The organism is Streptomyces adelaidensis (genome assembly GCF_016598475.1).
Lineage (GTDB): Bacteria > Actinomycetota > Actinomycetes > Streptomycetales > Streptomycetaceae > Streptomyces > Streptomyces adelaidensis.
Window position 1 is genome coordinate 12,754 of record NZ_JAEMUX010000051.1, and the last position, 13,921, is coordinate 26,674.

Annotated in this window: 10 protein-coding genes and 4 tRNA genes; 10 read left to right on the top strand and 4 right to left on the bottom strand. The window is 69.1% G+C overall.

Annotated features, from left to right (window positions below; translation table 11 throughout):
- Positions 1 to 247: 247 nt before the first annotated feature.
- Together I8N67_RS26225 and I8N67_RS26230 are read right to left on the bottom strand one after the other, a co-directional pair.
- Complete coding sequence (locus I8N67_RS26225) at positions 248 to 778, bottom strand: hypothetical protein (RefSeq protein ID WP_200306206.1); 531 nt, start codon at positions 776 to 778, stop codon at positions 248 to 250.
- Positions 779 to 891: 113 nt separating this feature from the next.
- Positions 892 to 1,242 carry a metallopeptidase family protein gene (locus tag I8N67_RS26230; protein ID WP_099505412.1) on the bottom strand — a complete coding sequence of 117 codons (351 nt, stop codon included), beginning with the start codon at positions 1,240 to 1,242 and terminating at the stop codon, positions 892 to 894.
- 175 nt (positions 1,243 to 1,417) lie between these two features.
- Here I8N67_RS26230 and I8N67_RS26235 point away from each other — a divergent pair, with 175 nt between their 5' ends.
- The 8 genes from I8N67_RS26235 to I8N67_RS26270 all read left to right on the top strand — a co-directional run bounded on the left by I8N67_RS26235 (position 1,418) and on the right by I8N67_RS26270 (position 9,772).
- A complete protein-coding gene (locus tag I8N67_RS26235; protein ID WP_372443804.1) occupies positions 1,418 to 3,004 on the top strand; it encodes a metallophosphoesterase family protein in 1,587 nt (528 codons plus the stop codon).
- A 200-nt stretch (positions 3,005 to 3,204) separates the two neighbouring features.
- Positions 3,205 to 3,277, top strand: a tRNA-Glu gene (locus tag I8N67_RS26240).
- A 37-nt stretch (positions 3,278 to 3,314) separates the two neighbouring features.
- A tRNA-Asp gene (locus I8N67_RS26245) sits at positions 3,315 to 3,389 on the top strand.
- Positions 3,390 to 3,413: 24 nt separating this feature from the next.
- Positions 3,414 to 3,487: transfer RNA gene (locus tag I8N67_RS26250), tRNA-Phe, on the top strand.
- A 63-nt stretch (positions 3,488 to 3,550) separates the two neighbouring features.
- Complete coding sequence (locus tag I8N67_RS26255; RefSeq protein WP_234046307.1) at positions 3,551 to 5,182, top strand: hypothetical protein; 1,632 nt, start codon at positions 3,551 to 3,553, stop codon at positions 5,180 to 5,182.
- Between the two features lie 81 nt (positions 5,183 to 5,263).
- Complete coding sequence (hrpA, locus tag I8N67_RS26260; protein ID WP_200306208.1) at positions 5,264 to 9,268, top strand: ATP-dependent RNA helicase HrpA; 4,005 nt, start codon at positions 5,264 to 5,266, stop codon at positions 9,266 to 9,268.
- Positions 9,269 to 9,379: 111 nt separating this feature from the next.
- Positions 9,380 to 9,454 (top strand) — tRNA-Asp (locus I8N67_RS26265).
- Between the two features lie 138 nt (positions 9,455 to 9,592).
- Positions 9,593 to 9,772 (top strand): DUF6274 family protein, encoded by a 180-nt coding sequence (locus I8N67_RS26270; RefSeq protein ID WP_200306210.1) that lies wholly within the window; start codon positions 9,593 to 9,595, stop codon positions 9,770 to 9,772.
- A gap of 568 nt (positions 9,773 to 10,340) precedes the next feature.
- On the opposite strand, the gene bldC is transcribed toward I8N67_RS26270, so the two are convergent.
- A complete protein-coding gene (gene bldC / locus I8N67_RS26275) occupies positions 10,341 to 10,547 on the bottom strand; it encodes a developmental transcriptional regulator BldC (protein ID WP_003949541.1) in 207 nt (68 codons plus the stop codon).
- A 591-nt stretch (positions 10,548 to 11,138) separates the two neighbouring features.
- Positions 11,139 to 11,981 carry a DUF8083 family protein gene (locus I8N67_RS26280; protein ID WP_200306212.1) on the bottom strand — a complete coding sequence of 281 codons (843 nt, stop codon included), beginning with the start codon at positions 11,979 to 11,981 and terminating at the stop codon, positions 11,139 to 11,141.
- Positions 11,982 to 12,232: 251 nt separating this feature from the next.
- On the opposite strand from I8N67_RS26280, the gene I8N67_RS26285 reads away from it, so the two are divergent.
- Positions 12,233 to 13,327, top strand: coding sequence for a Leu/Phe/Val dehydrogenase (locus I8N67_RS26285; protein WP_200306214.1), 1,095 nt, complete (start codon positions 12,233 to 12,235; stop codon positions 13,325 to 13,327).
- Positions 13,328 to 13,628: 301 nt separating this feature from the next.
- Entirely contained in the window at positions 13,629 to 13,886 is a 258-nt protein-coding gene (locus tag I8N67_RS26290) for a DUF3073 domain-containing protein (protein WP_200306216.1), read from the top strand.
- The last annotated feature ends 35 nt before the right edge of the window (positions 13,887 to 13,921 follow it).

The window sequence follows — 13,921 nt, forward strand, 5'->3', positions numbered from 1 at the left end:
AACTCCGTGATTCGCACACGACCGCCTCTATGCGGTCCGCCACGGCAAGGGAGAGTACGCGCCACACGGCGCGCTCTGTAGTGGCGCCGGGCAATGGGATCAAACGATCTACTACCATACGCACCCACCGCCCATCAAGGCAAACTGAGTGCGTATCCGCAGGTCAGGGTGGATGACAGCCCCTGTGACGCAACAGCCACCCCGACCGGTCCCGCCGAACAGTCACCCCACCCCCGGTCCGCCGAAGCTAGGCCGCCGCGTCCCCCGCCTCGGGCGCCGGCTCCCGCTCCACCAACTGCGCCCCTTGCTCGTGCGCGGACGACGACGGCTCCGCCGAGGGCTCGGGCGTCGGCGACTCCACCGGCTTCGTCGGCTCGGGTTCCGGATCCGGCACCGTGGGCGTGGGAGTCGGCTCCTCCTTCGTCGGCTCGGGCTTCTCCGGCGGTTCCTGCTCGCCGTCGCCCTTCCCGCCCTTCGGCGGCTTCGCCTTCCCGGACGGCTTCGCGCTACCGGAGGCCGACGCCGACGGGGTCGCCGACCCGGACCCGGAGGGGTCGGGCTCGGCGGAACCATGCCGCTTCCCCCGCCCGGCCTCGTACCCCGAACCGCCGTCGCCCGTCACCGCGGAGCCCCCGTCCGGCTTCTCACCGCCCGACTGCCCGACGGAGGGCGACGGCCCGGGCTTCCGCCCGTCGTCCCCCACGCTCATGCAGCCGGCGGCCGCCGCGACGGCCATGACCGTGGCGGCCAGACGGACAGGTACGTTCAAGGCGCGCACGGCAGCCACCTCCGAGGGGGGCGGAAAAAGGAATCCCCCTGCCCAACTCCCGCCGCCCACAAGAAGACACGCGCCGTCCTCGGCCCCGCACACGCCCCGGCCGGACCCAGCGGCTATCCGTACCCCAACGCGTGCAACCGCGCGTCGTCGATCCCGAAGTGATGCGCGATCTCGTGCACCACGGTCACCTCGGTCTCCGCGACCACGTCCTCCCGCGTATCGCACATCCGCAGGGTCGGCCCCCGGTAGATCGTGATCCGGTCCGGCAGCACTCCGGCGTACCACTCCCCGCGATCGGTGAGCGGAGTCCCCTCGTACAGCCCGAGCAGCTCGGGATCATCGGCGGGCGGCTCGTCCTCGACGAACACCGCCACGTTGTCCATCAGCCGCGTCAGCTCCGGCGGAATCCGGTCCAACGCCTCGGCGACCAGTTCCTCGAACTCCTCGCGCGTCATCTCCAGCACACCGCCATTGTCATGCACGACCCGCTCGTACGAGAGATACCAGCGGGCCCAGGGATACGGGCAGCGGCGCCGAAGGCACGTCAAGCCACGGAAGTCGCGGCAGACACGGACCGCACGGCAGGCGCGGCAGGGCTCCCGCCGCATATCCACCCCCACCCTTGGGCATACGCGACCAATGGCCCGCGTCCCCGCAGCCCTGACCACCGCCACCAACGCAGCCGCCACCACGGCCACCACCATCGCCCACGCCCTGCGCGGCACTCTGCGCCGTATCCCCCGGGCCATGCCGAAGGCCCCCCGCGCCCTCGCCCGCCACTACCGCTCGCGCCGCACGCACCCGACCGTCGAGCTGGTCCACCACCCCCACCCCTGGGGACGGGCCCTCGGCCTGATCGCGGTCGTGCTGCTCGGCGCCTGGCTGGGCCTGCTGATCGTGGGGAACGTACGCGCCCCCGTCGGCCCCATGAACACGACGATGACCCTGCGCCCGTCGCTCACCGGCGGCACGAAGATCAACGTCTCCCCGCTGGGCGCACTGGAACTGCGCAGCCACAACGCTCCCGTACGGCTGGACGTGAACGTCGACCAGTTGGACCCGGACCGCGCACAGGCGCTGGTGGACCACCCCGAGCGGATCTCGGGCCTGCAGGACGAGATCGCCTCGGACGTACAGCACGGCACCCTGGACCTGGCCGTACGGTCGGGCGTCGCCGTCGTCTCCGGGGCCACCGCGCTCGGCCTGGCCGTCTTCCGCCGCCCCCGCCGCGCCCTCGCGGCCGGCGGCCTCGCCTTCGCCCTCCTGGCCGCCTCCGGCGGGACCGCCGCAGCCACCTGGAACCCGAACTCCGTCCTGGAACCGAAGTTCTCCGGACTGCTGTCCTCCGCCCCGTCCATCGTCGGCAACGCGCGCAGCATCGTCACCGAGTTCGACGTCTACCAGAAGGAGTTGGCGCGCCTGGTGACGAACGTGACCAAGCTGTACGACGTCACGTCGACCCTCCCCGCGTACCAGCCGGACCCGACCACGATCCGTGTCCTGCATGTCTCGGACATCCATCTGAACCCCGCGAGCTGGAAGATCATCGCCTCGCTGGTGGAGCAGTACGAGATCAACGTCATCGTCGACTCCGGCGACACCATGGACCACGGCACCGCCGCCGAGAACGCCTTCCTCGACCCGATCGCCGACCTCGGGGCGCCGTACGTCTGGGTGCGCGGCAACCACGACTCGGGCGAGACCCAGCGCTATCTGGAGAGCATCTCGAACACGCACGTCCTCGACGAGGGGAAGGCGGTGAACGTGGGCGGGCTGCGTTTCGCGGGGATGGGTGATCCGCAGTTCACGCCGGACCGCTCGACCGGCGAGTCGGGGCTGCCCTCGGAGGAGGCGGCCGGGCAGCGGCTGGCGGGCGCCCTGCGCGCGCAGGAGGCGGCCGGCACGCCCGTGGACATCGCCGTCGCGCACAACCCGGACGCCGCCCGCGAGACGGACGGCGAGGTCCCGCTGGTCCTCGCGGGGCATCTGCACCACCCCGAGATGGAGGTCCTGAAGGGGGGCACCCGGCTCCGGATCGAGGGGTCCACCGGCGGCAGCGGTCTGCGCGCGCTGGAGGGGGACTACCCGGACCCGATCGAGGCCTCGGTCCTGTACCTCGACCGCGACACCCACCGCCTCCAGGCCTGGGACGAGATCAAACTCGGCGGCCTGGGCCTGACGACCGCCGAGGTCAGCCGCCACCTGCCCGAAGGGAACCGGCCCTGAGCGGCCGCGCCTATTCGGTTTGGCCCACGTCCAACTGCCGTAGTACAGTCTCGTCGTGCCCAAGGGCACCGGTCAGGGCTTGACCGTCCCGAGCCTCGTAAGAGGTGAAGGAGACGCGGAACCCCTCGGGGGAAGCGGAGTCACATGCTTCTCACGTCCCCTCTGGGGCGCTGAGACGAAGCAGAGCAGTATCTGTGTTCGCCCTCATCGTCTAGTGGCCCAGGACGCCGCCCTTTCAAGGCGGTAGCACGGGTTCGAATCCCGTTGGGGGCACGCAACACTCTGTGCGAGACTAGTCCCGCACAAGCTTGGTCCTGTGGAGCAGTTTGGAGTGCTCGCCACCCTGTCAAGGTGGAGGCCGCGGGTTCAAATCCCGTCAGGACCGCTGGTGTTTCACGTGAAACATCGCGGCTGGGTAGCTCAGTTGGTACGAGCGATCGCCTGAAAAGCGATAGGTCGCCGGTTCGACCCCGGCCCCAGCCACATCGCATGAAAACCCCCTCCGGATGACCGGAGGGGGTTTTCGTCGCTCACCAAGGGGGGTCCTTGAGACGCATCACCAGGGGACTTGTGACGGCCGGCGCCGTCCTGTTCTCCACGCTCGCGATACCCGGCACGGCCCACGCCGCCGCTCCGGTCGTCAAGGAAGCGGGCAGCTCCGGCGACTGGGCAGCCATCGACGTACGCCTCAACCACGGCAGCGCCATCGGGGAGGACGTCACAGAGATCACCGCGACGCTCCGCCCGGCCGGAAGTGCCGAGTCGGACGCCCCGGTGGTCAAGGTCACCGATTTCAAGCAGACGAACTGGATCAGCAACTGGGAGGGCGTGTGGTCCTCCCAGCCCGTCCACCTGGACACCCTCGGCGACTACACGATCGACGTCGAGGCCACGACCAGCGCGGGTGAGACCACGGTCCGGAAGGACGCCGGCACACTGCGGTACCGCGAGCAGCCGGTCTTCCAGGACTTCACCGTCACACCCACCGAGCCGACCATCGAGGACAAGACGGTCACGGTCAGCGGTGACCTGGTCGTTCGCAATCCGAGCACCCGCGCGACCGAGCCGCTGCCGGGCGCCTCCGTGAACCTCAGGATCGGCCAGCGGATCGAGACGACCGCCACCACGGACGAGAAGGGCCACTTCTCCGTCTCCCGCGAGCTGGCGGAGGGCGGCTGGGCCTGGGCCACGCACCAGGGCGACCTGGGCTACGCCTCCACCTCCTGGGTCGACATCGCGCCCAAGCCGGCCCCGACCCGCTTCGTCCTCGACAAGGCGAGCTTCCACCCCACGGCGGGCGAAAGGATCACGGTCTCCGGCACGCTGCAGTACCAGAGCGGCTCCGAGTGGAAGCCGCTGTCCGGCATCCCGCTGGAGATGGACCACAAGGACAGCAGCACCTCCAACCCCATCGAGGCAATCACCGACGCCGCCGGCCGCTTCAGCTTCGCCGCCGGCCCGTACCAGAAGACCGTGTACGAGCTGGCCTTCGCGCCGTACCCGCACAACCAGTGGATCCAGCGCTCCGCGACCGCCGACATCTCCGTCTCGGTCACGGCTACGACGAAGTTCCGGGGGTTCACGGCCTCGCTGGACAAGTACGCCGAGCTCAGCGTCTCCGGCACCCTCGGGATCGTCGGTGACGACCACAGCGAGCGGGTGAGCGTCGCCGTTCAGTACTCGCCCGACGGCAAGACCGGCTGGACCACGGAGCAGACCGTGAAGACCAGCTTCGACTCGCAGTTCCACACCAGGCTGCCGGGCTACACGGACGGCTACTGGCGACTGAAGTACGCCGGTTCCACCACGTACGACGTCAAGGGCACCACCAGCGGCGCCCTGCGCGAGAACCGGGCCCTCACCCGGATCAAGGACGCGAACGCCTCGCCCGAGCCGGTCCGCAAGGGCCGGACGATCACCGTCAAGGGTGTGCTCCAGGAGCGCAAGGCCGGCTCGTCAACGTGGAAGGCGTACGGCACCAAGAAGGTTCAGATCCTCTTCCGGCCCAAGGGCAAGAAGACCTGGTACCTGATGACGACCGTCACCTCGAAGGCCAACGGTTCCTTCGGCAAGGGCATCACGGCCCGGCAGGACGGCACCTGGGTGCCGGTGTTCCTGAAGCCCGACAGCAAGCACTTCGTCGGCAGCGGCAAAGAGGACTACGTCGACGTGCGGTAACGCGCATCACAGGCACGGGACGAGGGGCGGACGCAAAAGCGTTCGCTCCTCGTTTCGTCGAGGTGAGATCCTGGTCCGCGTATGTCCACTCACCCTGCCCCCGCCTTCGGCGCCCTCGCCCCCCGTCTGGCCGAGCTGTCCCTGCGCGACGCGCACCGGCTCGGGCGCAGACTCGAAGGCGCGCGCAAGATCCGTAAGCCCGAGGCCCGGGCCGCCGTGCTCGCCGAGATCGAGGCGGAGGTCGCCAAGGGCGAAGTCCGCATGGCCGCGCGCGCCTCGCGCGTGCCGGCCGTCTCGTACCCCGAGCAGCTGCCCGTCAGCCAGAAGAAGGACGAGATCGCGGCGGCCATCCGCGATCACCAGGTCGTCATCGTCGCCGGCGAGACCGGCTCCGGGAAGACGACCCAGATCCCCAAGATCTGTATGGAGCTGGGTCGCGGCGTACGCGGCATGATCGGGCACACCCAGCCCCGTCGTATCGCCGCTCGTACGGTCGCCGAGCGGGTGGCCGAGGAGCTGCGCACGCCCCTCGGCGAGGCCGTGGGCTGGAAGGTCCGGTTCACCGACCAGGTGAACCCGGACGCCACCTTCGTCAAGCTGATGACCGACGGCATCCTGCTCGCCGAGATCCAGACGGACCGCGAGCTGTACGCCTACGACACGATCATCATCGACGAGGCCCACGAGCGGTCCCTCAACATCGACTTCCTGCTGGGCTACCTCGCCCAGCTGCTGCCCAGGCGCCCGGACCTCAAGGTCGTCATCACCTCGGCGACCATCGACCCCGAGCGCTTCTCCCGCCACTTCGGCGACGCCCCGATCGTCGAGGTCAGCGGCCGTACGTACCCCGTCGAGCTGCGCTACCGCCCCCTGTTGGAGGAGGACGGCGACGACTCCGACCGGGACCAGATCACCGCGATCTGCGACGCCGTCGAGGAGCTTCAGGGCGAGGGCAAGGGCGACATCCTCGTCTTCCTCTCCGGGGAGCGGGAGATCCGCGACACCGCCGACGCGCTGATCAAGAAGAACTATTCCCGCGCCGGAGGCGCTAATGGGCAGGGCACCGAGGTCCTGCCTCTCTACGCCCGGCTCTCGCACGCCGAGCAGCACCGGGTCTTCCAGGCACACACGGGCCGCAGGATCGTGCTGGCCACGAACGTCGCCGAGACCTCCCTCACGGTCCCCGGCATCAAGTACGTCATCGATCCCGGCTTCGCCCGTATCTCCCGCTACAGCCATCGCACGAAGGTCCAGCGCCTCCCGATCGAGGCGATCTCCCAGGCCAGCGCCAACCAGCGCAAGGGCCGCTGCGGCCGTACGTCGGACGGCATCTGCATCCGGCTCTACTCCGAGGACGACTTCGACGCCCGCCCGGAGTTCACGGACGCCGAGATCCTGCGTACGAACCTGGCGAGCGTCATCCTCCAGATGACCGCGGCCGGTCTCGGCGACATCGAGAAGTTCCCCTTCATCGACCCGCCGGACCACCGCAACATCCGCGACGGCGTCCAGCTCCTCCAGGAGCTCGGCGCGCTCGACCCGGCGCAGAAGGACGCACGCAAGCGCCTGACCGAGATGGGCCGCAAGCTCTCCCAGCTGCCCGTCGACCCGCGGCTGGCCCGCATGGTCGTCGAGGCCGACAAGAACGGCTGCGCCCGCGAGGTCATGGTGATCGCCGCCGCGCTCTCCATCCAGGACCCGCGCGAGCGCCCCGCCGACAAGCAGGCCCAGGCGGACCAACAGCACGCCCGCTTCAAGGACGAGACCAGCGACTTCCTGGCGTTCCTCAACCTCTGGCGGTACGTCCGCGAGCAGCAGAAGGAACGCGGCTCGTCGTCCTTCCGCCGCATGTGCAAGCAGGAGTACCTCAACTTCCTGCGCATCCGCGAGTGGCAGGACATCTACAGCCAGCTGCGCACGGTCGCCAAGCAGATGGGCATCCACCTGAACGAGGAGGACGCCCCCGAGCAGCACGTCCATCTCTCGCTCCTGGCCGGCCTGCTGTCGCACATCGGCATGAAGGACGTGAAGGAGGCCGGGGGCGAGGGCGGCGGGCGGAACACGGGGAAGAACGAGTACCTGGGCGCGCGGAGCGCCAAGTTCGCGATCTTCCCGGGCTCGGCGCTCTTCAAGAAGCCCCCGCGGTTCGTCATGTCGGCCGAGCTGGTGGAGACGAGCCGCCTCTGGGCCCGCGTCAACGCCAGGATCGAGCCGGAGTGGGTCGAGCCCCTCGCCGAGCACCTCCTGAAGCGGACGTACAGCGAACCGCACTGGGAGAAGGACCAGGCCGCCGTGATGGCGTACGAGAAGGTCACGCTGTACGGCGTGCCGATCGTCGCCCAGCGGAAGGTGAACTACGGGCGTATCGACGCGGAGGCCAGCCGCGAGCTGTTCATCCGCAACGCGCTCGTCGAGGGCGACTGGCGTACGCACCACAAGTTCTTCGCCGACAACCGCCGGCTGCTCAGCGAGGTCGAGGAGCTGGAGCACCGCGCCCGGCGCCGGGACATCGTGGTCGACGACGACACGCTGTTCGACTTCTACGAGCAGCGGGTCCCCGACCACGTCGTCTCCGGCGCCCACTTCGACTCCTGGTGGAAGCACAAGCGGCACGAGCAGCCCGACTTTTTGGACTTCGAGCGGGAGATGCTCATCCGGGAGTCCGCGGAGGCCGTGACGAAGGCCGACTATCCGGACTCCTGGAGTCAGGGTCAGCTGAAGTTCCGCGTCACGTACCAGTTCGAGCCGGGCGCCGACGCGGACGGCGTCACCGTCCACATCCCCCTCCAGGTCCTCAACCAGGTCACGGACGAGGGCTTCGACTGGCAGATCCCGGGCCTGCGGGAGGAGGTGGTGACGGAGCTGATCCGTTCCCTCCCGAAGCCGATCCGCCGGAACTACGTACCGGCACCGAACTTCGCGCAGCGCTTCCTGAAGCAGGCGGTCCCCCTCCAGGAGCCGCTGACGGTGACGCTGGCGCGTGAGCTGAAGGGCATGGTGGGCGTCCCGGTGACGCCCGAGGACTTCGACTGGTCCCGGGTCCCCGACCATCTGAAGATCACGTTCCGGATCGTCGACGAGCGGCGCCGGAAGCTGGCCGAGGACAAGGACCTTCAGGCCCTGAGTCTCCGGCTGAAGCCGAAGGCGCGCCAGGCCCTCTCCCAGGCGGCCGCGGCCACCGCCGAGCGCCAGGGCGGCGAGTCCCTGGAGCGCAAGGGCCTCACGGACTGGACGATCGGCTCGCTCACCCGGGTCTTCGAGACCCGCCGGGCCGGCCAGCCGGTGAAGGCGTACCCAGCGCTCGTCGACGACGGACCGACGGCGAACACCGTCTCCGTGCGCCTCTTCGACACGGAGGCGGAGCAGGCGGAGGCGATGTGGAAGGGCACGCGCCGGCTGATCCTGCGCAACATCCCCGTCAATCCAGCGAAGTTCGCTTCCGAAAAACTGACGAACGCTCAGAAGCTCGCGCTGTCCGCGAATCCGCACGGTTCGATCCAGGCCCTGTTCGACGACTGCGCGATGGCCGCGGCCGACCGGCTGATCGCCGACTTCGGCGGGCCGGCCTGGGACGAGGAGTCGTACCGCAAGCTGTACGACAAGGTCCGCGCCGAGATCGTCGACACCACCGTGCGGACGGTCGGGCAGGTGCAGCAGGTCCTCGCCGCCTGGCAGGCCTGTGAGCGCCGCCTGAAGTCCACCCGCAGCCCCACCCTCCTCGCCAACCTCACGGACGTACGGGGGCAGCTGGACGCCCTGGTGAAGCCCGGCTTCGTCACGGAGGCGGGCCTGCGCCGGCTCCCGGACCTGATGCGCTATCTGGTCGCCGCGGACCGCCGGCTGCAGCAGATGCCGACCGGCGTGCAGCGCGACACGGCGCGGATGGAGAAGGTCCATGAGATGCGGGACGAGTACGCCTGGCTGCTGGAGCAGCTCCCGCGGGGGCGGCCCGTGCCCGCCTCCGTCCTGGACATCCGCTGGATGATCGAGGAGCTGCGGGTCAGCTACTTCGCGCACGCCCTGGGCACGGCCTATCCGGTCTCCGACAAGCGGATCGTGAAGGCGATCGACGCGGCGGCCCCATGACCGGCCCGTAACGGGCCCTGCGCAGCGGGTGAGTTCGACCGGGGGGCTCCCGCTCCTGTACAGTCTCTTCTCGCAGGCCAGCGCGGGAACAAGGCGCGGACTGCGAAGCTTGGTCCTGTGGAGCAGTTTGGAGTGCTCGCCACCCTGTCAAGGTGGAGGCCGCGGGTTCAAATCCCGTCAGGACCGCATTGATTTACGAGAGGGCCCGCATCCCGCGAGGGATGCGGGCCCTCTCGCGTTGGCCGAGGCGGAGCGCCGGGGCTTGACGGCGTCACATTCCACCGGTACTTCAGATTCAGGGCACAAAGACCCTGGAGGTGGCGTATGACGGCGACCGCTCGGCACGAGACCCGCGCATTGCTCCGTGCTCACCTGGCGGCCGCCTCCGCGTACCGCCACCTCACCCCCCACTGCCCGATCTGCCACCGGCTCCTGCGGCTGGCCGCGGGCGACGAGGGCGCCGCGGAGCGGCCCACGGAGGACGAGGCGCCCGCCAAGGCGTGAGACGCCTTCAGCAGGGAACACACTCGGCGAGGGCGTGTCTCCTTCAACTCCCGCCTCTAATACCGCAGATGCCCCTGGGGCAGCAAGGACCACGGCATGTGACGGGTGTCACCGCACAAGTTTCCAGAAGGCCGGCGCTTACAGACCCCCTACAACTGGTCAATTTAATATGTGCAATTGCACCAGTCTCCGAAGGCCTGCACAGGAGATCCGACACCCCTCCCCAGAGTCCGACAAGCCCGCTCACAACCCGGCGCTTCCGTACGCGAAACGCCGACCCGCGCCCCAGGCTTGCGCACCTGCCACGCAGCCCGCACGCACTCGGCGCGCACCCCCGACGCACAAAAAAAGATCGCGCTGGACCCGGCGGAGTCCAGCGCGATCTACGACGCACCCTTGTTGCTTGCCTGGCGAAACCCAGATGACCCGAAGGTCCTGGAAAGCTCTGTGTGGCTGGGGCGTGGGACCTGTTGGGGCAGGACCCGCGTCGCTCGGAGCTGCTTGAGCGGTGCTGTCAGGCGCCTCGGCCGATTGGGGGACCAGCCGAAATGCCCTGTTGTGCGGTTCTTCAGGCCTCGCTGCGCTGCTGCGGAATGCCCGCGAGCAGTGCGCGGACCTCAGCCTCGCGATAACGGCGGTGTCCGCCGAGCGTGCGGATGGATGTGAGCTTGCCGGCCTTCGCCCACCGTGTGACCGTCTTGGGGTCGACACGGAACATGGTGGCGACCTCAGCCGGGGTCAGCAGCGGCTCGGCATCAGGGGTGCGAGCGGTCATGAGCGGCCTCCTCGGGAGAACCGAACCATCTCGGTTCTTTCCTCTAAATTCTGCACCTTGACCCGCGTTGCCCGAAATGGCGGACGCGAGTCGAGTCGGTTATAGGACGAACGGCTTGTCCTCGGCACTACAACTACACCATCTGTCCAGCGACGTCGGCCAAACCGATGGAATTGCCCTCCCAGGTGTTCATCAGCGACGGATGCCGATGGACCATGCCATAGCGGACAGTCACGCCACTGTGACGATCAGTCACAGTGGCGTGCAGGAGTCACGAGACCCCCCATAGCGTGCAATGCTGAGATTCCACCCATACACGGGCAGAGGGAGCCTCCCCCGGACTCCTTGTCCTATTTTGGCATGAGGAGGTGCGTAAGAGGCAAGGCCCGCGTAAGTGCAATCCGTCACGCTTGGCACCTGCTTGACACAAAAGCCCGGATCGGGACCTACGTCCCGTGATGACTCCCGCACACAGCTTCGGTGCGTCAAGCCTGGGCCAATGGTGGACAGTTCACCATGCTTCAGCTTTTGTGGAAAGCCTTTTCCCACAGGCCTCACAAGTCACAAGTACGGCTGAGAGGGCCGCTCGACTCAGTTCGCCGAGCGCCGGTCCAGGACCGCCCGCCACCGCTCGACCAGCCGCCCGTACGCCTCCCCGGCCGTGAGATCGTCCCCGCAGCGGAGGGCCTCGATGCCCTCGGCGACATCGGCGGCGGAGTGATCGCCGTCCAGTTCGTCGGCGGGCAGGACGTGCACGAGGCCGCCGTAGTCCAGCTCGACGAGCGAGCGCGGGTGGAACTCCTCCAGCCAGCGGCCCACGTCGATCAGACCGTCGACGAGCGGCCCCTCCTCGATGGCGTCCCGCAGTGCCCGCAGACCGCGCGCCACCCGCCGCCGGGCCTGCACCATGGGCGTGCGATAGCGAAGCACGGGCGAACTCTCGCCCGAACCCTTCTCGTACGTCCGCTCCTCGTCCGAGACGAGGACGAGCCAGTTCAGCGGCACCTGCCAGGTCGAGGTGCGGATCCACGGCCGGGCGTCGGGGTTGCGGACCATCCAGCGCTCGTAGTCCAGACTCGCCTGCCGGCGCACCAGCGGCGGCAGCACCGCGTCCAGGACCGGCGCGGGCAGCTCCTCGGCCAGGTCGCCGAGCGCCTGCCAGCCGCGCAGCCGGGTCCGCCAGGGGCAGACACAGACCACCCCCTCGACATCCAGCACGAAGGCGTCGCCGCTCTCGTGCACCGGCACCGCGACGGGCGGGGTCGGCAGCAGATCGGCCAGCGAGCGGCGCAGCTCCACCTGGTACGAGGGCCGGTCCGGGCGCCGGGCGTAACGGGCCCAGTGGCCGCGCTCGGGCTCGGGGAAGGCCGCCAGCGGCTCGTACACGCGGAGGTAGGACGCGTACGGGACGATCACCGAGGACACCTTGGGCACGCCTGCTCCCTCCCCCGGCTGCCACCGGGGAAACCTGCGAAACCCGCTCACACGGGGGCCGGAAACCTGTAGAGATCCCACCACGGCCGTACTCCGGGAGTGGGTGATCCTGAGGCTGCGCCGCTGTCGGGCGGACGCAGGCTCTACTCTCATGCTCACAGACCCCGCCGCCCTCCCCCACAGCCAAAAGCGCGGGGGGACCCCCGGGGAGCCTGTCACCCACCGCCGCTTCTTACCCAGGAGTCACCACCGTGACCGAAGTATCTGACGGCGTCCTGCACACCCTGTTCCACTCGGACCAGGGCGGTCACGAGCAAGTCGTGCTCTGCCAGGACCGGGCCAGTGGCCTCAAGGCCGTCATCGCCCTCCACTCCACCGCGCTGGGCCCCGCTCTCGGCGGCACGCGCTTCTACCCGTACGCGACCGAGGCGGAGGCCGTCGCCGACGCGCTGAACCTCGCGCGCGGGATGTCGTACAAGAACGCCATGGCCGGGCTCGACCACGGCGGCGGCAAGGCCGTCATCATCGGCGATCCGGACCGCGACAAGAGCGAGCGGCTGCTGCTCGCCTACGGGCGGTTCGTGGCCTCGCTGGGCGGCCGGTACGTCACCGCGTGCGACGTCGGTACGTACGTCGCCGACATGGACGTCGTGGCACGCGAGTGCCGCTGGACGACCGGCCGGTCCCCCGAGAACGGCGGCGCCGGCGACTCCTCGGTCCTGACGGCCTTCGGGGTCTACCAGGGCATGCGGGCCTCCGCCCAGCACCTGTGGGGCGACCCGTCGCTGCGCGACCGCAGAATCGGCGTCGCGGGCGTCGGCAAGGTCGGCCACCACCTCGTGGACCATCTGCGGGCGGAGGGCGCCGAGGTCGTCGTCACGGACGTCCGCGAGGAGGCCGTACGGCGGATCCTCGACCGCCATCCTGATGGGGTCACCTCCGTCGCCGACACCGAGGCACTGATCCGGGTGACGGGGCTCGACATCTACGCGCCCTGCGCGCTCGGCGGGGCCCTCGACGACCACTCCGTGCCCGTTCTGACGGCCGCGGTGGTGTGCGGCGCGGCCAACAACCAGCTCGCCCACCCCGGAGTCGAGAAGGACCTCGCCGACCGCGGGATCCTCTACGCGCCGGACTACGTGGTGAACGCCGGCGGGGTCATCCAGGTCGCCGACGAACTCCATGGGTTCGACTTCGAGCGGTGCCGGGCGAAGGCCGCGAAGATCTACGACACCACGCTAGGAATCTTCGCACGTGCGAAGATGGATGGCATTCCGCCGGCCGCGGCGGCCGACCGGATCGCCGAGCAGCGGATGCACGAGGCGACCGCACGGCACGGACGCTGATCCGTCCGCGCGAGGTCGCGCGGTCTCGGCCGGTACCCGCCGGTGGCTTGAGAGAGAACTCTCACTCCAACCGGCGGGTCGTCGGCCGAGAAACGGTTAAAATCACCCTTGACCAGCGAGGACAGGGCACCTCGCGGGTTCTGGGTACCGCCACGTCCTGCGGGCGACGTACCGTATGGGCGTGGGCTCAGGTACCGTGGAAGCCCTACGGACCGGTCTCTCTGCGGAGAGCCCGTTCCAGATCATGAACGCGTGTCAAGACTCTGGGGCCACCGAGCCCCGTATCCGAGGGGGTCGAGCCATGGGGCGCGGCCGGGCAAAGGCCAAGCAGACGAAGGTCGCCCGCCAGCTGAAGTACAGCAGCGGCGGGACTGACCTCTCGCGTCTGGCCAATGAGCTGGGCGCTTCGACTTCGAACCAGCCGCCGAATGGCGAGCCGTTCGAGGACGACGACGAGGAAGAAGACGACCCGTACGCCCAGTACGCGGATCTCTACAACGATGACGACGAGGACGAGGACGATGAGTCCGGTCCCGCGTCGCATCGTCGCGGGGCTTGACGCTCCAGCTGCGCTTCACCCGGTCGGCGGTTGCT